This window comes from Curtobacterium sp. Leaf261, assembly GCF_001422205.1.
In the GTDB taxonomy this organism is placed as follows: domain Bacteria; phylum Actinomycetota; class Actinomycetes; order Actinomycetales; family Microbacteriaceae; genus Curtobacterium.
The window spans coordinates 51,018-74,953 of record NZ_LMMJ01000013.1 but is presented as its reverse complement, the minus strand read 5'-3'; the positions used below and the strand labels follow the sequence as shown (position 1 = coordinate 74,953).

Here is a 23,936-nt window from a genome sequence, read left to right as displayed (position 1 = left end):
GCACCGTCCCTCCAGTCCGTCAGGCGGTGCGTCGGGTCAGGTGCACACGCCGCCGCGGACGCCAGCGGGCAGGTCGAGTCCTGCCGCGGTGAGCGTCTCGGCGAAGCGGTCGTCCACGGCGTTGGTCGAGAAGCTCGTCGCGACGGTGCGACCGCCGAGCTGGTACGAGCCGCACTCCCCGGCGATGATCGAGGGGACGCCACTCGACGTCACCCAGTCGACCTGCGCCGCACCCGACGCGAGCGCGACCCGGGTCCCCGCGACGAGCTGGGCATCCGGGCGGGCCGGGGCAGGCGCGCCGTGTCTGAGCGCCACGATCGAGACCTGGAACCCCCGGACGTTCCCGAGGACCGCCACGAAGGTCCCCGTCTGCGTGAGGTCGGACCCCGACCCCGCGGCGACCGGCGCCAACGGGAGGACGTCGGCGAGCGCGGACACGGCGTGCATCACCGCGGAGGACGGCATCGCCGACAGCTGCAGCCCCGGAGCGGACCAGCTCGTCGGCAGCGAGGCATCGACCGCAGGCGCCGTGGCCGGCCACGCAACCGCGATGGCGCGCATGTCGGCAGCGGTCCGAACGTGGTACTCGCGGGTGCGGCGACCGGTACCGTCGGTGTATCCGCTCGCGCGGCCGAGGTGCAGCGAGATGCGGTCGCCGAACGCCGTGCGGAGTGCACGCCACCCGGTGATCTCCCGCGTCACGACCCCGGAGCTGAACAGCAACGGCTCGACCTCGACGCGCGATCCCGAGCCGGACTGACGGAACGCTGCTGTCGTGGTCGTGCCGGTGAGGTCCTGGCCGGCCGCGGCGGACCGGACCACGGCGCTCGCACGACCCCATGAACCGGCGGGGGACGACCCCGAGAACGCGACGTCGACGGTGAGCGTCGGCTCGGGGAGGCCGACGGGGTCGTACACGGCGTCCGCGGACCGGACGCCGTCGATGCCCTGGAGTCTCGTCGCGAGGTCCGTGGCGGCGCGGGAGGCATCCCACCGACCCTCGAGGAAGGGTGCGTGCACCGCGAGACTCGTCCCGGAGACCCCGAGCAGCGCGACGAGGACGATCCCGGCCACCCATCGCTTCTTCACGCGCTCACCGTAGGGACCGCGAACCGGTCGCGGCGAGTCCCCGTTCGGGGTCGTCGCACCGGGTCGTCGACGCGACGTCGGCTGCGCGACACCCCACCGGACTGGAGGCGCGGGTCGGGCCCGCACCGTCCCTCCAGTCCGGAGCGTGGCAGGGTTGCGTGATGCCGAGCATCAGGAACATCGCCGTCGGACTGCCCGTCAAGGACGGGCACGTCCTGCTGTCCGAGTCGTTCGACCGGGTCAGGGACCTCCGGTTCCACCGGGCCGTCGGGGGCGGGATCGAGTTCGGCGAGACGGCCGCCGCCGCACTCCGACGGGAGTTCCGGGAGGAGCTCGACGTGACGCTCGACGACGTGCAGCTCCTCGGGGTCATCGAGAACATCTTCGAGTTCGAGGGCGCACCCGGCCACGAGTACGCGCACGTCTTCGCGGTCCGCTCGGCGGAGCTCGACGACGTCCCGCTCGACGCAGCGCTCGTGGTGCTCGACGAGGGGAGCCCCGTGCGGTGGGTGCCCGTCGATACCGAGGTCCCGGTGTTCCCAGCCGGCGTGATGCGGCTGGTGCACGGGGAGGACACCTAGACTCGCCGTGCGACCGCCCAGACCCTGCCTCGTTCCCTGCATCGTTCCCTGCATCGAGCACACTCTGGAGGAACCGTGACGGATCCGATCCCGATCGACGACCACACCCCCGACGGCGTCGAAGGATGTGCTGGCGAGCTGTTCTTCAACCTCTGCGAGCTGTCCGACGGCCATCCCGGGCACCATCGAGCCCACAACGAGGACGGCGAGATGTCCTGGAACCCGGACATGTGGGGTGACGGCTGACGGCACGGACCAACTGCGCTCCGGCTGCCAGGACGGGCCTCAGCCCACGTCGTCGCCGGACGGCAGCGCGCTGCACCAGTCGACGGTCGTGCCGTCGAGACTCGCCTCGAGAGCCCCGGAACGGGCGTCGACGATGCTCACGAGGGATGACGACGCGGTCCGCGTCGCGACGGCGACGAACTCGCCGTTCGGTGACGGGCACACCGCGGTGACGCTCCCGTCCGCGGGCAGGCGCAGGGCGAGCGTCCTGGCGTCCGGGCCGTCGACCCGCACCAACCGGGCGGCGATCGAGCCGTCGTCGCGGAAGTCGCCGACGACCCGCAGGTAGGTCTGGTCCGTGATCGCAGCGACGCGACCGCGGAACGCGCCGTCGGAGGCCGCGGCCGGAGTCGGGAGCGGACTGGTCCGACCGTCGGTGAGGTCGAGGCTGTCGATGCCCGACCCGGTCTCCACGACCGCCGTCGTCCCGGACCCGACGAACCCGTGCAGGTAGGCCGCCGAGCCGAGCCGGACCGCGGGGCGCCGCCCGGACATGTCGACCAGGAAGAGCTCGTCGTCGGCCGTCCGCACCAGTGCGCTCTCGCTCCGAGGGACGTACGCCCACTGGCTGACGGTCATCGGGACGGCACCCGACCGCTGCGCGCCGGAACCGTCGACGGGTGTCGGCATGTGTGTGCCGGTCAGGTCGACGACGTAGAGGCCGACGTCCTCGGACCGACCGGTGACGGTGTCCGCGTAGACGAACCCGAACGACGCCCCGTCAGCCGCTGCGTGCAGCGCGCTGACGTGTCCCGACGCGGTCGGGAGCGCGATCCGCTCGACGGGCACCGTCGTGCTGGCGACACCGCTGCCGTCGAGGGCCACGAGGTCGATCGCCGAGTTCCCGCCGGCGACGTCGCGCACCACGACGACCGACCGGCCGACCTCGGCGAAGTCGGCGATGCCCGTCGCGGCGACGACGACCCGGTCCCCGGCACCCCCGAGCGATCGTCGGACGATGCGGTCCGGAGTGGAGCCGGTGCCGTGCCGGAGCGCGAGGACGTCGGTGGTGCCCGTGTGCACGCTCGTGGTGAGTGTCGAGGTCGCCGCCTGGCCCGGTGCCCGCACGCCGTCGACGGTGATCCGGTACCGCCGGTCGTACGCGAGCGGCCCGGTGAACTCCACGGCGATCGCGTTCCCGCTCGACGTCACGGTGTGCGCGGCCGCCGGGGACACCCGGACGTCCGCCGCGGTCACGCCCTCGACGGTCTGGTTGGCGGTGAGGATGACCCGCTGCGCCGGTTTCGACACGAGGTCGCTCGCCGAGTACGTCACGTCGCGGAGCCGCGGACCCTGTGTCGACCCGACGACCGCGGCGAGCGCCCCGACGACCACGAGGACGCCGACGACGGCGACGAACCGCCGCCGGAGCCGACGTTCGGCGGACGCGCGCGGTCGCTGCGTCCCCTCGGCGTCAGTACTCATACGGGTCCGACGGTCGGGCGACGGGCGTCACCGAGGCGGCGCGGAGCACGAGACGCGCACTGGAGGCCGTGTCGGGGTTGGCGGCGAGGGCACCCGTCACGCGGACCCACCGATCGGCGTCCGGGACACTCGCGTCCGTCGTCACGCCGACACCGACGGGCTGTGCGTCGACCGCGCAGCAGCTGATCACGAAGCGGGTGACGGTGAACGAGCCCGACCCGGCCGAGGGGACGACGAACCCGGTGAGCGTGACGCGCTTCCCGACGAGCGAGGACGTGTCGGTCGTCTCGCGGATGACGGCGGCCCAGTCCTTGACGCCGAAGTGCGAGGTGTCGAGTGAGCCGTTGCCGAGCAGTGCGACCGAGTCCGACGCGCCCGTCGCGGTCGTGAGGGACCCGGTGTCGACGCTCCGCTGCTCGGCGGTCCTGGCCGAGAGCGTCGTCGGCGGGAGCACGAGCATCGCGACCACGATCGCGACGGACACGACTGCGCCGACGGTGGTCGCGCTCCGACGGGCGAGGACTCGTCCGGAGCTCCCCCGCCGAGGTTCGTGCTCGTGCTCGTGCTCGTGCCCGCGCGGTCTCGCAACGGCGACGAGCCCTGCGACGGACGCCACGACCCCGACCAGGGCGAGCACCAGCGTGAAGACCGAGTACCGCGGGTTGATGTAGAGGTCGAGGTGCCCGGACGTCCCGAGCCACACGGTGCCGAGGGCGACCGCGAGCACCGACCCCAGACCGAGCAGCGCCCGGCCACGCTCAGACGAGGACATTCATCACCAGCCCCACCGTCGCCGCGAACACGATGCAGACCGTTGCGAGGAGCACCAGGAACCGCGTGCGGAACGTCGTCCGGAGCAGCGCGATCATCTTGACGTCGATGATCGGCCCGATGAGCAGGAACGCCGTGATCGACCCCGGCAGGAACGTCGAGGCGAAGGACAGCGCGAAGAACGCGTCGACGTTCGAGCAGAGCGACACGGTCATCGCGAGCAGCATCATCGCCGCGACGGAGAGCAGCGGGTTGCTGCCGATCATCACGAGGGTGCTCCGGGGCACGGCGACCTGCACCGCCGCGGCGATCCCGGCCCCGACGAAGAGCGCCGGCATCATCGTCGCGGTCTCGCCGCCGAAGTGGCTCGCGCTCTCGGCCCAGCGGTTCCGCGATCGCCGAGCGCCGACGGCCGCCCGGCATTGCGCGTCGAACGACGGCAGCAGCAGCTCCGCCGGACGACGGTGCGCCGCGACGATCCACCCGACCAGGTTCGCGACGACGAACCCGCCGATGATCCGGACCGGGAGGATCCACCCGGTCCACCCGAACGCCTGCGCGGTGCTGACGATCACGAGCGGGTTCAGGATCGGTGCCGCGACGAGGAACGTCGTCGCCTCCGCCGGACTGAACCCGCGGAGCATGAGTCCGCGGGCGAGCGGCACGTTCCCGCACTCGCACACCGGGAACAGCATCCCGATGAGCGAGATGACCGCTCGTCGAGGGATCGGTCGGGCGGGCAGGATCCGTTCGAGTGCCCCGTGCGGCACCCAGACCTCGACGACGATCGACAGCACGATCCCCAGGACCACGAAGGGCAGCGACTCGACGACGACGCTGATTGCGAGGGTGAGGAAGTCCTGCACCACCGCCGGCAGACCGACCACGCCGACACCGGGTGCGAGGAGCCGCACGCCGAGGAGCGCCGCCACGACCACGAGGACGAGCACGGGCCCCGTCACGTGACGCGGCCCGGCTGCTCTGGTGGTGAGGGCGCTTCCGGTCATGGCACGCGCAAGGGTATCGGTCGCCGGGCGTCCGACGCCGGTCCGACCGGCGGATCTCGAGGGGCTCGGCCATGGCCGACGGCTCCGGGAGCGATGCGGTCGCGACTGGAGACGGACGGGAGGCGCGGTGCGGGCTGGAACCGCGCCTCCCGTCCGGATGGGCGCAGCCCGGTCAGTGCGTCTCGGACTCCGCCGCGACGTCGAGGGCCCAGATGACGCCGAACCGGTCGCGGAGCTGTCCGGCGAGCGGTGCCCACGCCGACGGCCCGAGCGGCTGCCGGACCTCGGCACCGTCGAGGAGGCCCTCCCACACGCTGGTGATCTCATCCGCGTCGTCGCCGTGCAGGTAGACGTAGGACGCGTTCGTGCCCTGATCGTAGGGCTGCCCGGGCCAGACGTCGAACGCCATGACGCGGACACCGCTGGCCGACTCGACCTGGCCCCACACGATGCGGTCGGCCCAGGCGGGCTCGTCGGTGGCGCCCATCGCGCCGTAGGTCATGGACACGGCCTGCGTGCCGAGTGCGGTGGCGTAGAAGTCGAGTGCCTCGCGGGCGTTGCCGTCGAAGTTGAGGTGGGGTGTCGTGGTGATCGTCATGGGAACGACTCTGCACGGGGTAGCGGTCAGATCGTGTCCGCTACCCGATCTCCGTCACGTCGGCTAGCCACGTCTGATCCGTGCCGTCGGGGTGAGACGTGCCCAACTGTCGGGTGGCCGGCCGCACTCGACAGTTGGGCACGTCTCGACCAGCCGCCGGGCCGTCGGGGCCGTCGGGGCGCGGGGGGCCGTTCGTCAGGGGACCAGGAGCCTGCCGATCACGACGCCTGCCGTCGCGGCGGCGACCGACACGACGAGCATGCCGAGTCCGTTGACGGCCGCCGCGGTGGTCCGCCCGGCCCGGGCGAGTCGGACCGTCTCGACACTGGCGGTGCTGAACGTCGTGTATCCACCCATCAACCCCGTCCCGAGCACGGCCACGAGCCCCGCGTCGAGCTGCCCGGCGGCACCCGTGAGGAGCCCGAGCAGGAGTGAGCCGGTGACGTTGATGGTCATCGTGCCGACCGGGATCCGGAACTCCCGCCCACGGTTGATCGCCCCGTCGAGGAAGAACCGGAGCGCCGCGCCCACACCGCCCGCACCGGCCACGGCGAGCAGGGCGACGACGCTCATGCGGTCCCCCCGCGGGGGCGGAGGAGACCGGCGACGACGAGTCCGAGTGCCGTCGCGGCCGCACCGACGAGCACGGTGAGGAGGCCGTACCCGGCGCCGACGAGACCGCGACTGTCGAGGAACAGCAGCGCGGTGCTCGTCGCGAGGGTGCTGTAGGTCGTGAACCCGCCGAGGACACCCGTGCCGAGCAGGAGTCGCATCGTCCGGCGTCGTCCCTCGTCCGGACCGCGATGGGCGAGGTGCTCCAGCAGCAGGCCGAGGAGCAGCGCACCGGCGACGTTGATCCAGAAGATCGCCCAGGACACCCCGTGCTGCGCGGGGAACAGCCCGCTGAGCGCGTCGCGGGCGGCCGTGCCGAGGGCGCCACCGACCGCGACGACACCGAGGAAGCGCCACCGCAGGTGCACCGGACGCGGGGTGTCCGAGGGGTCGTCGACCTCGATGTCGGGGTCGGGCGGGGTCTGCTCGTCGGGCGTCGACGTGTCCGGCCGGGAGGTCATCGTCCGCCTTCCGGAGGGTCTGCTCCGATGGCGACCGCCGCCGATCGGGTCCGAGGACACCATCGAGTATGCACCTCGGGCCCGGTCGTGTGGCCGCGGGCGGCTTCGGTGAGAAGTGCCCAAGTGTCGGGTCGCCCGGGCCAGGCGACACTTGGACACTTCTCGACGGACGGACGGACGGACAGACGGACGGCCGGGACCGCACACGTCGAGCCGGATCCGCGGCAGACTCGTCCCATGAGCACGCACGAGGTCGATCAGCCGTCCGTCGTCGAGGTGGCCCGCGACGACGAGCACCGGTTCAGCAAGCCGGTCGTCGACCACGTCCTGCTCGTCGAGGGCTGGGGCATCGAGGGTGACGCCCACGCCGGCACCACCGTGCAACACCGATCGCGCGTCGCCCGCGACCCGTCCCAGCCGAACCTCCGGCAGGTGCACCTCATCCACGCGGAGCTGTTCGACGAGGTCGCCGAGGCCGGATTCCAGGTCCGACCGGGCGAGATGGGCGAGAACGTGACGACCAGGGGCGTCGATCTCCTCGGCCTGCCGACGGACACGCTGCTGCACCTCGGCCCCGAGGCCTGCGTCCGGGTCACGGGGTTGCGGAACCCCTGCCAGCAGGTCAACGACTTCGACCCCGGCCTGCTCCGCCAGGTCCTCGGGCGCGCCGAGGACGGCTCGGTCGAACGGAAGGGCGGCGTCATGGCCGTGGTCGTCGCCGGCGGAACGGTCCGCCGCGGTGATCGCATCCGCGTCGAGCTCCCGTCGGGCGAACACACGCCGCTCCTGCCCGTCTGACACCGCCCCGGACGACCGTCAGTCGGCGGTCCGGGCCGAGTCCTCGTCGCGCTCGCCCTGGGACACCTCGGCGGCCGGCTCCCCGCGCAGGCGCACGACGCTCGCCAGGGTCGCCGCCGCCATGGCCACCACGATCACCACGAGGGACACCCAGGTCGGGATCTCCGGGGCCCACTCGACGTGCTCCCCGCCGTTCAGGAACGGCAGCTCGTTGCCATGCAGGGCGTGCAGCACGAGCTTCACACCGATGAACGCGAGGATGAACGCGATGCCGTACTTGAGGTAGACGAGCCGCTCGAGGAGCCCGCCGAGCAGGAAGTACAGCTGCCGGAGACCCATCAGGGCGAACACGTTCGCGGTGAACACGATGAACGCGCTCTCGGTGATGCCGAAGATCGCCGGGATCGAGTCGAGTGCGAACAGCAGGTCGGTCGTGCCGATCGCGATGAGGACGATGAGCAGCGGCGTGTAGTGGCGGACCCCGTCGTGGGTGGTGCGGAACTTCATCCCGTCGAACGTGTCGGTGAGACGGACCCGGCGACGCAGCAGCCGCACGACGAGGCTGTCCTTCTGCTCGTCGTCGTCGTGGTCGTCGCGGAGCTGCTGGATCGCGGTCCACACGAGCCACGCACCGAAGATGTAGAAGATCCACGAGAAGTCCTCGATGAGCTGCGCGCCGACGAGGATGAAGATGCCGCGGAGCACGAGCGCGATGATGATGCCCAGCATGAGCACCTCTTGCTGGATCTTCTTCGGCACCGAGAACCGCGCCATGATGATCACGAACACGAACAGATTGTCGATGCTGAGGCTGTACTCGGTCAGCCACCCGGCGAGGAACTGTCCCGCCGGTTCTCCCCCGGCGAAGACCAGCATGGCCACCGCGAACACCAGCGCCAGCCCCACGTAGAGCCCCACCCAGAGGGCCGACTCGCGGAGCGTCGGGATGTGCGGTCGGCGGGCCACGATGAGCAGGTCCGCGAGCAGGATCGCGACGATGGCGATCATCGAGCCGACTTCGAACACGACCGGGAGCTCGTGCATCGAGGACTCTCCTTGCGTTGGGGGTGGATGCGGAGGGGCGGGCCGCGGTGCGCGGCCCCGTCCAGTCTGAACCACCGCTCAGGGTGTCGTCACCACCCACCGGACGGGAGGAACGGTGCGGGCTGGCACCGTGCCTCCCGTCCGGATCGGTGCGGGTGGGTCCTGCTGCTCCCTGCGTCGGGTACGGGTGTGCGCTGCGGCGCCCCGCGTCGGGCGCAGGTCAGCGCTGCTGCGCCTCGATCGCGTCGGCGACCGCGGTGTCGCCGTCGACGACGTTCAGGACCTGGCGGGGAGCCGGGTGTGTCGTGACGAGTGCGGCGATCACGGCGGCCACGTTCGCGCGGCTCGTCTCGCCCTCGGTGAGCGACGGGTCGATGGTGACACCGGACGCCTCGTCCTCGTTCAGGGTCCCCGGCCGGACGATCGTCCAGGCGAGCTCACTCGCGCGGACGGCCTCGTCGGCGGCGTGCTTGGCCTGCTGGTAGGCCTGCATGCCCTCGGACGTCGCCGGCTCGTCGGCGCCGATGTAGGAGACGATGACGAAGCGGGTCGTCTCGAGCCGCGTGGCGACCTCGATCGCCTTGAGCGCACCCTGGTGGTCGATCGCCTCGGTCTTCTCGGGGCCGCCCTTGCCGCCGTTGCCCGCCGTGAAGACGACCGCGTCCGCGGCGCCGATCGCGCTGGCGAGCTCCTCGGCCGAGCTGGTCTCGATGTCGGCGACCACCGGCTCGGCGCCCGTCGCGGTGACGTCGTCGGTCTGCGCCGGGTCGCGGAAGACCGAGCGCACGGTGTGGCCGGTCGCCGTGAGGTCCTTGCTGAGGAGGAGGCCGACCTTGCCATGTCCTCCGATGATCGCGATGGTGCTCATGTGCGTCGTCCTTCCGTCGTCGGGGCTGATGCCCACGAACAGGTCTACGCGGCGCGCCTGGATGCGGCGGCGTGCGGCACGTCGGGCCACCCGGTCCGGGCTTTCCCCGTTCTGGGGTGGACCACACCGGGAACGATCTGTCTACAGTGAGGTCCACGCGCTGTGACGTCGGTCGCATGCGTCCTCGGGGGCCCACATCGGAGTCGCAATGAGCCAAGACGCATCACGGAAGTGTGCATGGTCCGAGTCAACGGACGAAGCACTCCTGGCAGGCATCCGCGAGGGCGACCACGCGGCGTTCGCGGAGCTCTACCGTCGGATGTCGCGGCAGCTGCTCGGGTACGTCCAGCGGCGACTCGTGGACCACGCGCAGTCCGAGGAGGTCCTGCAGGAGGTGTTCCTGCACGTCTGGGAGAACGCCGCGCGCTTCGACCCGAGCCGCGCGAAGGTCTCGACGTGGCTCCACCGCATCGCACACGGTCGGGCCGTCGACCGCATCCGCTCGGCACAGGCGGCGACGAACCGCGATCTCCGTGTCGGCATCCGGGACCACGAGTCCGTCGACCACAGCGCGGACGACCTCGTCGAGGCGATGGCCGACTCCGCGGAACTCCGTCGGGCGCTCCAGCTGCTGTCGCCGATCCAGCGCGAGGCCGTGATGCTCCGGTACCTCCGCGACCTCAGCGGCGTGGAGACCGCGCAGCTCCTCGGGGTCAAGGTCGCGACGGCCAAGACGCGTGCCCGCGACGGGCTCGCGTCCCTTCGGGCGATCCTCGAGGCCGACCGGGAGTCCGCGCGCGCCGCGTGACCTGCATGACGAACGGCCCGCCGGATGCCGGTGGGCCGTTCGTCGTCTGCTCGGGTTGCTCCGTGAGCTCCCCGTGTTCCTTGATCTGGTTGGTGCTCGATCTGGTTGGTGCTCGATCTGGTTGTTACTTGATCTGGGCCGTGATGGTGGCCACGCCGACCAGGAGTCCACCCTTGACCGCGTCGGTGCTGAACGTCTTGTTGAGCAGGGCGGCAGCGTCGGACGACACGTGGACCGTGGTGCCCGTGAGGATGGCGTCGTTGCCCTCGAGCTGGAGCGGCTTGAGCGTCCCGCCGTGCAGGGAGAACAGGTACGCCTGACTGACCGCGGTCTTGCCGTCGACCGCCACGTCGCCGTAGAGCCGGCTGTTCCCGGGGTTCACCGTGAAGTTCGACAGCGTGACCGTGGTCGAGCCGGCGGTCAGCGTGAGGCCGGACCCGTCGTGCTCGAGGATGCCCTGCACGTAGGGCCGGTAGTCGCCCTTCGGGGACCAGTACACGACGCTGCCGCCCGTGATCGGGAAGTGCACCGACCCATCGGTGAGGGTCGCGGACCCGGCGACACCCGGGGTGAGGCCGAGGCTCTTCAGCGCGTCGGTGAACCCGGAGTCGAGCTTGACGGCGGTGTTGCCGCCCTTGATCGCGGGGACGGCGGCGACCGGTGCCGGGATCGACGACGAGGACGCGGCGGCCTTGTGCGCCGGGGCGGCGTTCGCGGCGGTGAGGCCGAACCCGGCGCCGCCGGCGATGATCGCTGCTGCTGCGGCGATGCTGACGGTGGTCTTGGTGAGCTTGCGCATGAGGGTGCTTCCTTTGCCTGCTGTGGGGGGACGGTGCTGTTCCGTCGGTGAGGCGTTCGCCTCGGCAGGGGATTCGCCGCCGGCACCCGGGTGGATTGGTCGGGGTGCCGGCAGCGACCTCTTCGCCGCCGAGCCTGCGCGGAGCCTCCCTGCGGTCGTCGAGGTCGCGGGGCAGCTCGGTATGCGTGGGCGTGCGGGCATGCGTGGGCGTGCGGGCATGCGTGGGCATGCGGGCATGCGGGCATGCGTGGGCATACGGCGACACCGTGCCGGAGTTCCGACGTCGGTTCCGGGTAGAGATGTCGCTCGATGCGCCTGTATTCGATGCGTGGGCATACGGCGACACCGTGCCGGAGTTCCGACGTCGTTTCCGGGGCGCGATGTCGCCCGATGCGACCGCATCCGCGGAGCTGGAGCCGAGGCCGACGCCGACGCCGACGCCGCCAGGGTCACCGGCCCCGCGGCTCCCCCGGGTCGTCGATGTCCCGCCAGTTCCCGATGACCGGGAACTCGGTGACCCGCACCCGAGCGGACCCGTACGGCACGAGCTTCAGGTCGTCGTCCGGCCCGTGGTCGAGCACCGGGCTGAACGGCGGCAGGTCCGCCTGGGCTCCGGACATCCGCCACTCGGTCGCCCGAGCTCCCGGCGCGTGCAGCACGACGGGCGCACCACGTCGGCCCTGCAACGACCAGGGCGCCCCCGACACGACACCGCGGGTGACCCGCCAGTCGGGAGCGTGACCGACCTCGGCGAGCGCCCAGTTCCACGACTGCTGCGCGTGCACCTCCCACTCGCCGATCCCGGGGGCTCCGACGTGCTCCACCCATCGCTCGCCGGGTGAGTAGACCATCGTCAGCGGGCCGAGCCGCACGGCGGCGGCCTGCCGCTCGCGACGGACCACGCGGGCCCGCATCGGGAGGACGAGGACCACGTCGCCCGCCGACGACCAGTCGCGTTCCAGGGTCACGTACCCGTCCACGACCGGGAGGCCCGGCTCACCACCCTGCGCCGCCAGCGCCACCGGGACACCACCGACCGTCAGCCGGACACCATCGGCGTCGTCGGCACCAGGGGCAGCACCGCCGTCGCCACCCGTCGAGGCCCACCCAGGGATCCGGAGTCGCAGCGCGAACGGTGCCGTCCGCTCCGTCGAGACCCGGATCGTCACGGTCTCCTCGAACGGGTACTCGGTGTCCACCGTGATCGACACGGCGTCGTCGTCGACCGTCGTCTCGACCGCCGAGGGCGCGTACGCCACGACCCGCAACCCGTCGTCGTCGCGGAGCCACAGGTGCGCCACGAACTTCGGCCACCCCTGGTGCAGGTTCGCCGTGCAGCACCCGAAGTGCGGCTCGAGGCCGAAGATCCCGGCGTCGTCGGAGGAGAACGACCACTCCCGTCGGGCGACGGACACCTCGACCTGGTTCGCCTGCTGGTGGTACTGGTGTCCACGCATCTCGGGGTCGCTCGATGCCGGGAGCAGGTTGTACGCCAGGGACTCGAGCCGGTCGCCGTCGACACCCCGGCCGTACACCTGGGCGTGCACGGCCTCGGTGAACATCATCTCGACCACCTGGCACGTCTCGATGCCGGCCGTCGCCTCGCGTCCGCCGAGCCACTCGTCGCCGGAGAACCACCCGTTCGCCTGTCCGTGCCACCGGTCGAGGGCCGCGAACGACGCCTCGGTCCGGCCGACGTGGCCGCGCAGGTCGCGGTCGCGGAGTGCCGCCACCGCCCCGGTCTTCAGCCCCATCGCGACGTTCGGACCGTGTGTCCGGTGCGAGAACGTCCGTGCCGGGCCGGTGATGAGCTCGCCGGCCAGGTAGTCGTCCCAGGGCAGCGTCTGCGCGGCGAGCAGGTCGACGAGGTCGAGCAGCCAGTCGGCGCCGGTCCGCTCGTGCAGCCACCACACCGACAACGCGTTGTCCGCCCCGCGGGCACGACCCCACGACGTCAGCGGTCTCGTGGGGAGCGACACGAGCTGGTGCCGGAAGTAGCGCTCCAGGAACGGCGCCACCCGGTCGTCACCCGTGGCGTCGGCGTGCTGCGTGAGCACCTTGAGCGCGACCATCCGGGGCCACCAGTCGTCGTTGCCGGCCGGCCCGAAGAACCCGTCGTCGCGCTGGGACCCGAGGATCCACTCGATCCACGGCGTCGCGAGCGCGAGGAGCCGGTCGTCATGGAGGACGTGCGCCAGCGGGATGAGCCCGTCGAGGTAGTACGGCCCGCGCTCCCAGTTCTCGCCGGGTCCCCCGAGCCAGCCGCTGTCCGGGCCGACGTCCGGCCAGATCGCCTCGAGCTGTCCGGTGATGCCCGTGGCCTGCAGCCGGAGCTGGTCGCGCAGCCAGCCGCGCGGGGTGATGCTCCCGAGGGCGAGTGGCCGGTGCGGCCGGCCGGTGTCGGCCGCCGGCGTGCTGGTGGTCGTCGAGGTGGTGGTGATGGTCATTTGATCGATCCTCCGATGAGACCCTTGGTGTAGTACCGCTGCAGTGCGAGGAACAGCACGACCACCGGGACCGTCGCGACGCACGCGACGGCGGTGAGGAGTCCGGGGTCGATCACCGGGACACCGGGGATCTTGAAGGACGTGCTGATGCTCGACAGGGCGAGCGGGAGTGTGTACTTGCTGTCGGTCGACAGGAACGTCACCGAACTGAGGAGGTCGTTCCACCCGGCCATGAACCCGAACAGCGCGACGGTGACGAGCCCCGGCCACGACAGCGGGAGCATCACCGAGCGAAGGATCCGCCCCGTGCCGGCGCCGTCGAGTGCCGCGGCGTCCTCGAGCTCGGCCGGGATGCTGTCGAACGTGTTCCGCATCACGAACACCGAGAACGGCAGCTGCAGCGTCACGAGGACGAGCACCACCCCCGCCAGCGAATCGAGCAGCCCGAGCTTGCCGAGGATGATCGAGAGTGGCGTGAGCAGGCCCTGGAACGGCACGACGAGCGGTGCGAGCAGGAGCACGAACACGATCGCGGAACCACGGAACCGGATCTTGGACAGCGCGTAGGCGGCGAGCGTCGACACGAGGGCGACGAGCACCGCGACCGCGATGGCGACGATGAACGAGTTGACGATGTTCTGCCGGAGGTCCACCGACGGGTCGAAGACCTTCGTGTAGTTCCGGAGCGTCAGTGTCGCGAGCGAGTCGAACCCGATCCCCTGCGCATCGGCGTCCGCCGGCAGGAACGACCGGAACAGGATGTAGACGACCGGTGCGATGAACAGGAGCGCGAGCACCGTGCCGACGACGAAGTAGGCGACGTCGGCCGCGTGCGGTCCGCGTCGGCGCGGTCGGCGCGGGGTCGCGCCCGGCAGACCGGTCCGGTCCGTCGCATCCGGCCGGGAGGCACGGCGCACGTCGCGCCCGGACGCTGCGGTCGCCGGCCCGGTCACGTCGGTCGCGCTCATCGGTCGTCCTCCACGCCGGTCGATCGCAGCGCCCGGAGCTGGACGACCGCGATGGCGAGGATGATCACCGTGAGGATCATCGACAGCGCGGCGCCGTAGCCGAGGTCGTAGCGGACGAACGACTGCTGGTACGTGTACATCACGGTCGTCGTGGTCGACCCGCTCGGACCGCCCTTGGTGAGCACGTAGAACTGGTCGAACACCAGGATCGAGCCGGAGACCGCGAGGAGCAGGCAGAGCGCGAACTGCCGCCGGACGAGCGGGAAGACCACCGAGGCCTCGCGTCGCCACCACCCGGCGCCGTCGATCTTCGCCGCCTCGATGACCTCGTTCGGCACGGCCTGCATGCCGGCCATGAGCAGGATCATCGCGACACCCATCGACTTCCAGACCGTCAGGACGATGATCGCCCAGAACGCCGTACCGGGTGCCGTGAACCAGGCGGTGTCCCCGTTCGTCAGGCCCACGGCCTTCAGCAGCACGTTGATGACACCGGTCCCGGGGACGAGCAGCACGTTCGCCATGTACGCCGCCGCGGTGAACCCGATGACGACCGGCATGAAGAAGGCCGTCCGGACGACGGAGACCATGCGTCCCTCGCCGCGGACCATCGTCGCGGCGGCGTAGCTCACCGCCATCCCGACCGGCACCGCCACGACGGTGAACAGGAGCGAGAAGACGAGGGACCGCCAGAAGGCAGCGTCCTGGAAGGCCTGCACGTAGTTCTCGACGCCGGCCAGGCTGACCCGGCCGAGCAGCGGCCAGTTCGAGAACGACATCCCGACGAGCAGCACCATCGGGACGACGAAGAACACGAGCGCGAGGACGAGCGCCGGAGCGACGAGCACCCACGCCAGCGTCTGGCGCCGACGACCCGCGGAGCGCGGCCGGGAGCGGGTGCTCCCGGCCGCGGCCCCGGCGAGCGCCGTCGGGGTGACGGCTGTCACTGCCCGACCTGGCTGTAGGCCTGCTCGATGAGCGAGTTGGCCTGCTTCTCGGCGCTGGCGAGCGAACTGGACGCGTCGGCGCCCTGGAAGATCACCTTCTGGGACTGCTGCGCCCAGGGCCCGTTCGGGTCGTTGATCACCGCGTTGTACGCGATGCTCTTCGGGAGCTTGCCGATCGCGAGCGTGTCGACGATGTCCTTCGACCACTCGTCGGTCGCGAGGCTCTTCGCCACCGTGAGGTCCGGTGCGATCCAGCCCTGCGAGAGGTCGATCTGGGCTGCCTTCTTCGAGCTGACCAACCACTTCATGAGCGACCACGCGCCATCGCTGTTCTTCGCACCGGCGGTCATCCCGATCTCGTCACCGCCGAGGAACGACCCGGAACCACCACTGACGCCGGGGATCCCGACCGCGCTGCCGAAGTCGTCCTTCTTGGCCGTCAGGGTGTTCGCCCCGCCGAACAGGATGCCGACCTTGCCGGCCAGCGCGTTCTCCTGCCCGACGTTGCCCGGGTCCTGGTTCGGCTGGTCGGTCTTCTGCATGAGTCCGGACTTCCACATGTCCTGGTACCAGTCGACCATGCCGACGAGCGACTTGCTCGTGAACTCCGCCTTCTGGTTCTTGCCGGCGGCGGTGAGGACGCTGCCGTCCTTCGCCCACGAGCTCGGGAACCCGGTCCACGCCTGCCCGACGCCGCCGAGGGTCGAGAACCCGGTGACGCCACCGCCGAGCGCCTGGATCTTCTCCGCGTCGGCCTTGACCTCGGCGAGGGACGTCGGCGGCTTCGACGGGTCGAGGCCCGCCTTCGAGAACAGGTCCTTGTTCCAGAACATCTGCGAGCCGGTGAGCGCGACCGGGAGGGCGTAGTTCTTGCCGTCGAGCGTGCCGATCTCGACACCCGCCGGCGCGAGGTCGCCCTTGTTGGACAGGCCCTTGACCTTGTCCGTGACGTCGGCGAGGAGCCCCTGCGTCGCGAGCAGCGGGGTGTTGACGATGTCGTAGCTGACGAGGTCGGGGACGGACCCGGCCCGGGCGGAGTTCGCGAGCTTCGTGAGGTACTGGTCGGCCTGGATCGTGGAGATCTTCACCGTGACGCCGGGGTTCGCCTTCTCGTACGCCTTCACCTGGTCGGCCAGGTCGACGCCGCCGTCACGCTGCCAGAGCGTGACCGTGCCCTTCGCGGGGCCACCGCTGTCGGACGAACTGCTCGAGGAGCACCCGGCCAACCCCGTCGCCGCGATCGTCAGAGCGACCGCCGCGATCGTGGTCCGGCGGAACGTGGATGTCTTCATCGTCATCTCCCAGATCTGTTCTTGCCGCATCGTTGCCGCAAGCTTTGCTGTCCTTGCCGAAAGTACGGTGCGTGCACCGGCCTGTCAATGCCCATGAAAGGAATTCTGGCTTGACGTTCGAATCGTGATGCGGCAAGGTTTGCCGAGTGCCGTACGCTCGCATCGCAAGGAGGACGCCGTGGTCAACCGACGAGCAGTGACACTCGCCGACGTCGCCGCACGGACCGGGGTGTCCGTCGGCACCGTCTCGAAGGTCCTCAACGGCCGGGGCCAGATCGCCGATGCGACGCGGCAGCGCGTCGCCGCAGTGGCGACCGACCTGGGACTGAGCGTGCGCGCCGGGACGCGCACCGAGCCTCCCGTCCGATCCGCGCAGCCGGGCCGGTCCTTCCTGGTGGGCGTCCTGTCCACCGACGCCTACGGGCGGTTCACCATCCCGGTCCTGACCGGAGCCGAGGACACGTTCGGCCCCGGCGAGGTGTCGATGCTGCTCGCGGAGAGCCGCGGCGACCCGATCCGTGAGACGCACTACGTGCAGACGCTCCTGAACCAGCGGGTCGACGGGATCGTCGTGGCCGGACGCTCGAGCGATCCGCGCCCCTCGATCTCCGGACTCCTCGGCGTGCCGGCCGTGTACGCGCTCGCGCCGTCCCTCGACCCCGGCGACGTCTCGATCGTGCCGGACGACGAGGCCGGTGCCGCCCGCGCGGTCGACCACCTGATCGGGACGGGCCGCCGGTCCATCGCGGTGATCTCCGGGGCGAGGCGGCACACCGCGAGCGCGCACCGCGTCAGCAGCGCGACCCGCGCCATCGCCGCAGCAGGAGCCACGCTCGCCGGGGGCGACGCCCTGTACGGCGAGTGGAGCGAGCGGTGGGGGTACGAGGCTGCGACCCGACTGCTCGGCACCGAGTTCGACGGCGTGTTCTGCACGAGCGACCAGATCGCCCGGGGCGTCGTGGACTGCCTCCGCGAGGCGGGGATCGTCGTGCCGACCGAGGTCGGGGTCGTCGGCGTGGACAACTGGAGTGTCATCACCGAGGCCGCTCGGCCGAGCATCACGTCCGTGGACCTCAACCTCCGCGAGGTCGGGCGCCAGGCGGCGGACCTGCTCATGCGGATGATCCAGGGCGACGAGGTCGCGGGCGGGGTGCGCACGGCGGACTGCTTCCTGGTGCCGCGGCAGTCGACGTGAGCATCCCGCCGGCACTGGCTCGGGTTCTGGCGGCGGCCGGGCTGCCGGCATCCGGCCAGTTCGTCGCCACGTCCGGGTGGGTGAGTCGCGCATGGGTCGGCGAGGACGTCGTGGTGCGCCTGAGCTCCGGGCAGACCGGAGGTGCGTACGAGCACGAGGCGCGCGTCGTCGAGCTGCTCGCCGGGAGCGACGTCCCGCACGCGCAGCACGTCGCGCACGGCGAGGGACCGGACGGCGCCTGGTCCGTCTCCGAACGGCTGCCGGGGACGACCCTGCACCAAGCATGGCCCTCGGCGTCCCCGGGGCAGCGGCGGACGATGATCGAGAGCCTCGGCACGGCGATGCGGGCCCTCCACCGCGTCCCGGTCCCGGCCGGGCTCATGCCGCCGTGGCTCGTCGAGGCTCTGGCCGGTGGGTCGTGGCCGGCGTACCATCCGCCCGTCGTGGGTGCGGCGGGCCAGCTGGTCGCGGAGGCGCTGGCCGCCGGCGGCGATGCGCGGCTGCTCGCGGACGTCGACGACTGGGTCCGCTCGCGATCGACGTCGTTCGGCGGTGACGACCTCGTGCTCGTCCACGGCGACCTGCACGGGTCGAACATCATGGTCGACCGGGGCGTCGTCACCGGGCTGATCGACTTCGCCGAGGCGGTGTCGCAGCCCGCGGACGTCGAGCTCGACACGATCCTCCGCTGGTGTGCCCGGGCCGGGGAGTTCCCGCCGATGCCCTCGTCGCACGGCCTCGAGGTGTCCTCGCTCGCGCCGGTCCCCGGGTGGTTGCGCGGGGCCTACCCGGAGCTGTTCGCGCACCCGCGGCTCCGTGAGCGACTGCAGTTCCACGACATGTGGGTGGAGCTCGCGATCGCGGCGCACCACCCCGACCCAGCCGTGCGCGACGTGGCGTGGGCGCGTGTCGGGCGTCTGCTCGACGGGCACGACCACCTGGAGGGGTTGGACTGGTAGCCCGGGCGGCGGCGGCGGCGGCGGGCGGCGGCGGGCGTTCGCACCACGGATGACGCATCGCACCAGTGGTCACCCGTGGTGCGATGCGCCGTTCGTGGTGCGGTGCGCCAGTCGTGATGCGGTGCGCGCGCGTCCACTAGGTTCGGCGCATGGACGAGGTGCTGCGTGTCGGGGAGATCCTGCGGGTGGTCGAGGCGGTGTTCGCCGAGATGCTCCACCCCGATGAGCTGGCGTCGTCGTCGTTCGTGGTGACGCGGGTCGACGACTGGCGCAGAACCACCTCGCTCGCTCGGGACGACCTCGTCGAGTCCGGCGAGGCGTGGGTGCGGTGGCGAGTGTGTGGCGAGGACGGCGGATCCTCCAGCATCAACGTCGAGGAGGGTCGGTCGCAGCTCGTCCGTCGGGTGCAGAGCGACCTGCAGGACTTCATCGCGGAGAGTCGCTTCGGGTGGGGGCAGCTTCGCGGGCCGAGGGACCTGCCGTAGGGCCGCCGGCACATGGGTCCGGGTGAACCGTGCAGCGCGTCGTGCCTCCGACGGTGACGAGATGAGAGTCTGCCTGCTAACGTGAATTTGTTAGCGCGTGACCGGACCTTCCGGGAACGCCGCCGAGGAGGAAGCTCATGTCCGTCCTGAAGCCCGCACCGTCGCAGATCGCGGACCTCGCCGCCGAGATCGGGTACACGGCGATCGCCGACGCCCCGGAGGAGTACACCGCGATGATCTCCGGCATGCTCGGCGTCTACGATGCGCTCGACGCGATCCCCGAGCCCGAGGTGCTGCACGGCCGCGCGCCCGTTGCACACACGATCCCGACACCGGCGGAGGACCCGCACCACGCGTGGGAGGTACGCGCCTCGATCCCCGGCGCCGCGTCCGGTCCACTCGCGGGCGTCCGGCTCGGCGTGAAGGACAGCATCCTGGTCGCGGGGCTGCCGATGCGGAACGGCTCGGCGGAGCTCGCGACCTTCGTGCCCGACGAGGACGCCACCGTCGTCACCCGCGCCCTCGCCGCCGGTGCCGAGATCGTCGGGAAGACCACGAACGAGTACTTCTGCATGTCCGGTGGCAGCCACACGGCCGCGACCGGGGTCGTGCACAACCCGCACCGCATGGGGCACTCTGCCGGCGGTTCCTCGAGCGGCAGCGCCGTCGCACTCGTCACGGGAGACGCCGACATGACGCTCGGGGCCGACCAGGCAGGTTCCATCCGGATGCCCGCGTCCTGGTCCGGGGTCGTCGGACTGAAGCCGACGTACGGACTCGTCCCGTACACCGGCATCGCCACGCTCGACGGCTCGTTCGACCACGTCGGCCCGGTGACGAGAACGGTGGCCGACAACGCACGGTTCCTCACCGTCCTCGCGGGCTCGGACGGCATCGATCCACGCCAGCGCGACATCGTCGTCGGGGACTACCTCGGCGGGCTCGACGACGGCGTCGAGGGACTCCGCATCGGCATCCTCACCGAGGGGTTCGGCGGTGAGCACTCGGAGGCCGGGGTCGACGAGACGGTCATCGCCGCAGCGGAGGCACTCCGCGACCGGGGTGCCACCGTCGAGCGGGTGTCGGTGCCGCTGCATGCGCTCGGGGCGGCACTGTGGACAGCCATCGCGATCGAGGGCATGGCCGAGACGGTGCTCCGGAACCAGGGCTTCGGCTTCGGTCGTCTCGACCGCTACCCGGTCGACATGATGCAGCACCTGTTCGACCACCGCGGTGACGTCGACGCCCACCCCGCGAACGTGCAGCTGTTCACGCTCGTCGGCCGGTACGTCGACCAGCAGCAGGGCCGCCTGAACTACGCGAGGGCGATCAACCGTGCCAGGACTCTCCGGGCCGCCTACGACGACGCCCTCGAGCACTTCGACGTCCTCGTGACACCCACCACGCCGCAGACCGCCCGCCCGCTCCCGGACCCGGCCCACGGCGCCGGCGCTGCGATCCAGGCGTCCATCGAGATGTCGGCGAACACCACCCCGTTCAACATCACCCAGCACCCGGCACTGAGCGTGCCGTGCGGAACGGTCGGCGGCCTCCCCGTCGGTCTCCAGCTCATCGGCCGGCACTTCGACGAGGCAATGCTGTTCCGGGTCGGGCAGGCCATCGAGAACTCGTGAGTGCCGAGCCGGTGGGATCATGGCTCTGCGCCGTGCCCCGCCGGCTCCGCGCTGCGATCACGACGAGAGGCCTGCGCGTTGACCCGTTCGGAGGAGATGCGTGTCCGCATCCTCGACACCGCTGCCGCCCTCCTGAACGAGGACGGTCGCGACGCGGTGACCACGCGCGCGATCACGACCGCCCTGCACATCCAGGCCCCCACGATCTACCGGATCTTCGGGGACAAGCAGGGGCTCCTCGACGCGGTCGCACTGCACGGGTTCTCGAACCACCTCGCGAGCTGGACGGGCTGGACCCCCGGCGCGGACCCGATCGAGTCGCTCCGGCAGGGGTGGGACATGCACATCGCATGGGGCCTGCAGCATCCGCACGTGTACTCGATCGCGTACGGCGACCCGCACCCGGGCTCGTCGACCGCCGCCGCGGACGCGATCGACGCGATCCTCCGGACGCAGATCGAGGTCGCGGCGACGGACGGGCTCCTCGCCGTCCCCGTCGAGGACGCGGTCGCCATGCTGCGCGCCACCGGCGTCGGGGTCGTCTTCACCCTCCTCGCGATGCCGGTCGACCGCCGCGACATGAGCCTGTCGACACGCGGACGCGAGGCAGCCCTCGGTGCCGTCCTCGCCGAACGCGGGCAGGCCCAGGAGCAAGGGCACGGGCACGGGCACGGGCAGGGTGCGGTCCGGCTCGGGGCGGCGATGCAGCTCCGGCAGCAGGTCGCCGACTCGACCGCACTGACGCCGAACGAACGCGCGCTCCTCGGCGACTGGCTGGACCGCCTGGCCAAGTGACCCGCGATCCGGGGCGACTGCGACGGCTCGCACGCCCCGGAACCAGAGCCAGAACCAGAACCAGGACCTGGACCTGGACCCGGACCCGGACCGGCGCGTGTGCCGTCAGAGCGCGAGCACGACCAGCCACGCCACGACGGACAGTCCGACCGCCCGCAGGACGAACGCCGCGGGGCCCCGATCCCGCCACGTCGCCACGAACTCCCCGATCGCGAACACGAGCGCCGCCAGCGTGACGAGCACGACCGCGCCGGGCAACGGGTGCCCGACGAACCCCGCACCCACCTGGTGCAGCGCGATGATGCCCCACGGCACGATCCCGACGGCCGACCCGAGGCCGAGCGGGACGCGAGAACGAGGACCGTCCGCCCGGCGTCGTGCACGCTCCTGCACCACGGCGAAGAGCACCCCCGCCGACGCGAGCGCGTAGACCCCGACGAGTGCGCCGATGTCCCTGACCCCGTTCGCCTGTGCGACCACGAACACGGTGATCGGCGTCGTCAGGAGCGGGTCCACCGCCCCTGCCCATCGCCGAGGAATGACGCCGGCCACCCCGACGAGACCGACCACCACCACCATGGCGATGCCGAGGTCGACATGGGACAGGGTCCGCGTTGCCGTGTTGCCGAGCGTCACGGTGACCGGTCGTGTGATCCGGTCCCCGAGCAGCGCGACCACGAGCAGAACCACCGCCTCGACGATCGCGACGACCCCGACGACCCGACGACGACCGAGGACGGCGCTGCTCGCGGGTCCGAGCGACCCACGTCCGAGCGCTGCGTCGGACGTCATCTAGAACAGCCTCACGGCAGCCGACGATCCCGACGGCTCGACGAGCTGCTGCACGAGTGCCGGGATCCGCTCGCGGAACGGGAAGAACCCGCGCGACGCGAACGGCCACGCCGCACTGTCCCACTGCCGACGCACGGTCACGAGCGCGACACCCTCCGCGGCGAGCGCCGGTCCCAGCGTCGCGAGCCGCTCGTGCACGGGTCCGACCGGCGCGCACGGGACGACCACCGTGTCGAGACCCTCGGACTCCGCCCACCGCAGGACAGTCGACGGCAGCGTGTCCGACAGCACCTGCGCCGGACGTCCGCCCGCGTCCAGTGCACGCGCGGCGGCGTCGTCGAGCGCGGTCGCGGTGAACGACGACACCGCGTCCGACGCGCCGAACGGCGACCGCTCCCCCGGGTCGGCGAACACCGCGGTCGCGACGAGGCTGTCCGCCATGCCGGGACACTCGGCGAGGAGGCTCGCCGGCTCGAGGTCCTCCTCGTGCAGCAGCAGACCGACCCGCTCCCCGATCGTCCCGACGACGTCGTCCGGCTCGATCGGCGCCCGGGGTGGGAGCGGCTCCTCGGCGAGCGCCCGGGCCGTCGTGGCGAGCCCTGTCGGCGAGAACCGCCCGTCGGTGTACCGAGCGATGTTCGACGCGGATGCCAGGTACGTCTTGCCCGTCGTCTGGAGCCCGGCGACCCACCGCCACGACAGCGTGTTCGATGCGGCGTCCCCATCGAGGAGGTGCCGGTAGAAGAAGTCGGCACCGAGCTGCCACGGCAGGCCGAGCGTGAAGACCCAGATGCTGGCGAACCACATCCGCGTGTGGTTGTGCAGGTACCCGGTGTCGACGAGCTCCCGGACCCAAGCGTCCATCGCGTCGATGCCGGTCCGGCCCGCGACCGCGTCGGTGTACCCGGGCGGCAGGTCACCCATCGCGAACTCGCTCACCTCGCGCCGGTACCGACGCCACACCTCGGGGTTCTGCTCGAGCCACCCCTTCCAGTAGGTGCGCCAGAACACCTCCTGCACGAACTTCTCGGCGGCCCGGAGGCTGTGCCGGTCGAGGACCGCCGTGACGACCTCCTGCTCGGTCACCAGTCGGTGCCGCACGGACGGTGAGAGTCCGGAGACGTTGTCCCGCGAGGCTCCGAGGTCGTGGTTCCGGTCGCGGGCGTACGCGCTGCCGGCGCGGGGGACGAAGTCGGCGAGCGCCTCGAGGCCAGCTGATCTGGTGGGGATGAACACCCCGCCATGGTGCGCGCCGCGCCGCTGGGAACGCTGACCC

General features: G+C 71.4%; 25 protein-coding genes. 9 read left to right on the top strand and 16 right to left on the bottom strand.

The genetic code is table 11. From position 1 onward, the window contains the following. Positions 1 to 36 precede the first annotated feature (36 nt). Positions 37 to 1,089, bottom strand: coding sequence for a hypothetical protein (locus ASF23_RS16860; RefSeq protein WP_055956463.1), 1,053 nt, complete (start codon positions 1,087 to 1,089; stop codon positions 37 to 39). Positions 1,090 to 1,250: 161 nt separating this feature from the next. On the opposite strand from ASF23_RS16860, the gene ASF23_RS16855 reads away from it, so the two are divergent. Both ASF23_RS16855 and ASF23_RS18470 read left to right on the top strand, forming a co-directional pair. Beyond that, positions 1,251 to 1,670, top strand: coding sequence for an NUDIX domain-containing protein (locus tag ASF23_RS16855; RefSeq protein WP_055956459.1), 420 nt, complete (start codon positions 1,251 to 1,253; stop codon positions 1,668 to 1,670). Positions 1,671 to 1,745: 75 nt separating this feature from the next. Further along, the gene (locus ASF23_RS18470) at positions 1,746 to 1,916 is read left to right on the top strand and encodes a hypothetical protein (RefSeq protein WP_156364598.1); all 171 of its coding nucleotides are present in this window, start codon (positions 1,746 to 1,748) and stop codon (positions 1,914 to 1,916) included. Between the two features lie 39 nt (positions 1,917 to 1,955). On the opposite strand, the gene ASF23_RS16850 is transcribed toward ASF23_RS18470, so the two are convergent. The 6 genes from ASF23_RS16850 to ASF23_RS16825 all read right to left on the bottom strand — a co-directional run bounded on the left by ASF23_RS16850 (position 1,956) and on the right by ASF23_RS16825 (position 6,829). Then, a complete protein-coding gene (locus tag ASF23_RS16850) occupies positions 1,956 to 3,380 on the bottom strand; it encodes a hypothetical protein (RefSeq protein ID WP_055956456.1) in 1,425 nt (474 codons plus the stop codon). After that, on the bottom strand, positions 3,370 to 4,152 hold the full coding sequence (locus ASF23_RS16845) for a TIGR03943 family putative permease subunit (RefSeq protein ID WP_055956453.1): 783 nt from the start codon (positions 4,150 to 4,152) through the stop codon (positions 3,370 to 3,372). Before ASF23_RS16845 ends, ASF23_RS16850 begins: the two co-directional genes overlap by 11 nt. After that, the gene (locus ASF23_RS16840; RefSeq protein ID WP_055956451.1) at positions 4,139 to 5,158 is read right to left on the bottom strand and encodes a permease; all 1,020 of its coding nucleotides are present in this window, start codon (positions 5,156 to 5,158) and stop codon (positions 4,139 to 4,141) included. Before ASF23_RS16840 ends, ASF23_RS16845 begins: the two co-directional genes overlap by 14 nt. Before the next feature lie 172 nt (positions 5,159 to 5,330). Next, positions 5,331 to 5,756 carry a VOC family protein gene (locus tag ASF23_RS16835; protein WP_055956448.1) on the bottom strand — a complete coding sequence of 142 codons (426 nt, stop codon included), beginning with the start codon at positions 5,754 to 5,756 and terminating at the stop codon, positions 5,331 to 5,333. 195 nt (positions 5,757 to 5,951) lie between these two features. Further along, positions 5,952 to 6,329: a fluoride efflux transporter FluC gene (locus tag ASF23_RS16830; protein WP_055956445.1), complete on the bottom strand. Its 378-nt coding sequence runs from the start codon at positions 6,327 to 6,329 to the stop codon at positions 5,952 to 5,954. Next, positions 6,326 to 6,829, bottom strand: coding sequence for a fluoride efflux transporter FluC (locus ASF23_RS16825; RefSeq protein ID WP_200919391.1), 504 nt, complete (start codon positions 6,827 to 6,829; stop codon positions 6,326 to 6,328). The genes ASF23_RS16830 and ASF23_RS16825 overlap by 4 nt, the downstream gene beginning before the upstream one ends. Positions 6,830 to 7,066: 237 nt before the next feature. Here ASF23_RS16825 and ASF23_RS16820 point away from each other — a divergent pair, with 237 nt between their 5' ends. Further along, positions 7,067 to 7,627 carry an MOSC domain-containing protein gene (locus ASF23_RS16820; RefSeq protein WP_055956442.1) on the top strand — a complete coding sequence of 187 codons (561 nt, stop codon included), beginning with the start codon at positions 7,067 to 7,069 and terminating at the stop codon, positions 7,625 to 7,627. A gap of 18 nt (positions 7,628 to 7,645) precedes the next feature. Here ASF23_RS16820 and ASF23_RS16815 read toward each other — a convergent pair whose 3' ends face one another. Then, complete coding sequence (locus tag ASF23_RS16815; protein ID WP_055956439.1) at positions 7,646 to 8,671, bottom strand: TerC/Alx family metal homeostasis membrane protein; 1,026 nt, start codon at positions 8,669 to 8,671, stop codon at positions 7,646 to 7,648. 220 nt (positions 8,672 to 8,891) lie between these two features. Next, a complete protein-coding gene (locus ASF23_RS16810) occupies positions 8,892 to 9,539 on the bottom strand; it encodes an SDR family oxidoreductase (protein WP_055956436.1) in 648 nt (215 codons plus the stop codon). Between the two features lie 208 nt (positions 9,540 to 9,747). Between ASF23_RS16810 and ASF23_RS16805 the strand changes: the two genes are divergently transcribed. Beyond that, entirely contained in the window at positions 9,748 to 10,347 is a 600-nt protein-coding gene (locus tag ASF23_RS16805; protein WP_055956434.1) for a sigma-70 family RNA polymerase sigma factor, read from the top strand. Between the two features lie 124 nt (positions 10,348 to 10,471). Here ASF23_RS16805 and ASF23_RS16800 read toward each other — a convergent pair whose 3' ends face one another. The 5 genes from ASF23_RS16800 to ASF23_RS16780 form a co-directional block, all read right to left on the bottom strand. Then, the gene (locus ASF23_RS16800) at positions 10,472 to 11,146 is read right to left on the bottom strand and encodes a hypothetical protein (RefSeq protein WP_055956430.1); all 675 of its coding nucleotides are present in this window, start codon (positions 11,144 to 11,146) and stop codon (positions 10,472 to 10,474) included. 449 nt (positions 11,147 to 11,595) lie between these two features. After that, positions 11,596 to 13,593: a beta-L-arabinofuranosidase domain-containing protein gene (locus ASF23_RS16795; RefSeq protein ID WP_055956426.1), complete on the bottom strand. Its 1,998-nt coding sequence runs from the start codon at positions 13,591 to 13,593 to the stop codon at positions 11,596 to 11,598. Beyond that, entirely contained in the window at positions 13,590 to 14,561 is a 972-nt protein-coding gene (locus ASF23_RS16790; RefSeq protein ID WP_055956424.1) for a carbohydrate ABC transporter permease, read from the bottom strand. The genes ASF23_RS16795 and ASF23_RS16790 overlap by 4 nt, the downstream gene beginning before the upstream one ends. Beyond that, positions 14,558 to 15,508 carry a carbohydrate ABC transporter permease gene (locus ASF23_RS16785; RefSeq protein WP_055956421.1) on the bottom strand — a complete coding sequence of 317 codons (951 nt, stop codon included), beginning with the start codon at positions 15,506 to 15,508 and terminating at the stop codon, positions 14,558 to 14,560. The genes ASF23_RS16790 and ASF23_RS16785 overlap by 4 nt, the downstream gene beginning before the upstream one ends. Then, positions 15,505 to 16,800, bottom strand: a complete 1,296-nt coding sequence (locus ASF23_RS16780) for an ABC transporter substrate-binding protein (RefSeq protein WP_162236786.1) — start codon at positions 16,798 to 16,800, stop codon at positions 15,505 to 15,507. Before ASF23_RS16780 ends, ASF23_RS16785 begins: the two co-directional genes overlap by 4 nt. Before the next feature lie 178 nt (positions 16,801 to 16,978). Here ASF23_RS16780 and ASF23_RS16775 point away from each other — a divergent pair, with 178 nt between their 5' ends. The 5 genes from ASF23_RS16775 (at position 16,979) to ASF23_RS16755 (ending at position 21,868) form a co-directional block, all read left to right on the top strand. Further along, positions 16,979 to 17,995, top strand: coding sequence for a LacI family DNA-binding transcriptional regulator (locus ASF23_RS16775; RefSeq protein ID WP_200919390.1), 1,017 nt, complete (start codon positions 16,979 to 16,981; stop codon positions 17,993 to 17,995). Further along, positions 17,992 to 18,954 (top strand): phosphotransferase family protein, encoded by a 963-nt coding sequence (locus ASF23_RS16770; RefSeq protein WP_235510932.1) that lies wholly within the window; start codon positions 17,992 to 17,994, stop codon positions 18,952 to 18,954. Before ASF23_RS16775 ends, ASF23_RS16770 begins: the two co-directional genes overlap by 4 nt. Before the next feature lie 149 nt (positions 18,955 to 19,103). Continuing rightward, entirely contained in the window at positions 19,104 to 19,439 is a 336-nt protein-coding gene (locus ASF23_RS16765; RefSeq protein ID WP_055956412.1) for a hypothetical protein, read from the top strand. A gap of 137 nt (positions 19,440 to 19,576) precedes the next feature. Next, positions 19,577 to 21,073 carry an amidase gene (locus ASF23_RS16760; protein ID WP_055956409.1) on the top strand — a complete coding sequence of 499 codons (1,497 nt, stop codon included), beginning with the start codon at positions 19,577 to 19,579 and terminating at the stop codon, positions 21,071 to 21,073. A gap of 78 nt (positions 21,074 to 21,151) precedes the next feature. Further along, a complete protein-coding gene (locus ASF23_RS16755; protein WP_156364597.1) occupies positions 21,152 to 21,868 on the top strand; it encodes a TetR/AcrR family transcriptional regulator in 717 nt (238 codons plus the stop codon). 105 nt (positions 21,869 to 21,973) lie between these two features. On the opposite strand, the gene ASF23_RS16750 is transcribed toward ASF23_RS16755, so the two are convergent. Both ASF23_RS16750 and ASF23_RS16745 read right to left on the bottom strand, forming a co-directional pair. Further along, complete coding sequence (locus tag ASF23_RS16750) at positions 21,974 to 22,660, bottom strand: hypothetical protein (RefSeq protein WP_055956404.1); 687 nt, start codon at positions 22,658 to 22,660, stop codon at positions 21,974 to 21,976. Then, entirely contained in the window at positions 22,661 to 23,896 is a 1,236-nt protein-coding gene (locus ASF23_RS16745; protein ID WP_055956402.1) for an FAD-binding domain-containing protein, read from the bottom strand. It lies immediately after the preceding gene. Positions 23,897 to 23,936 lie beyond the last annotated feature (40 nt).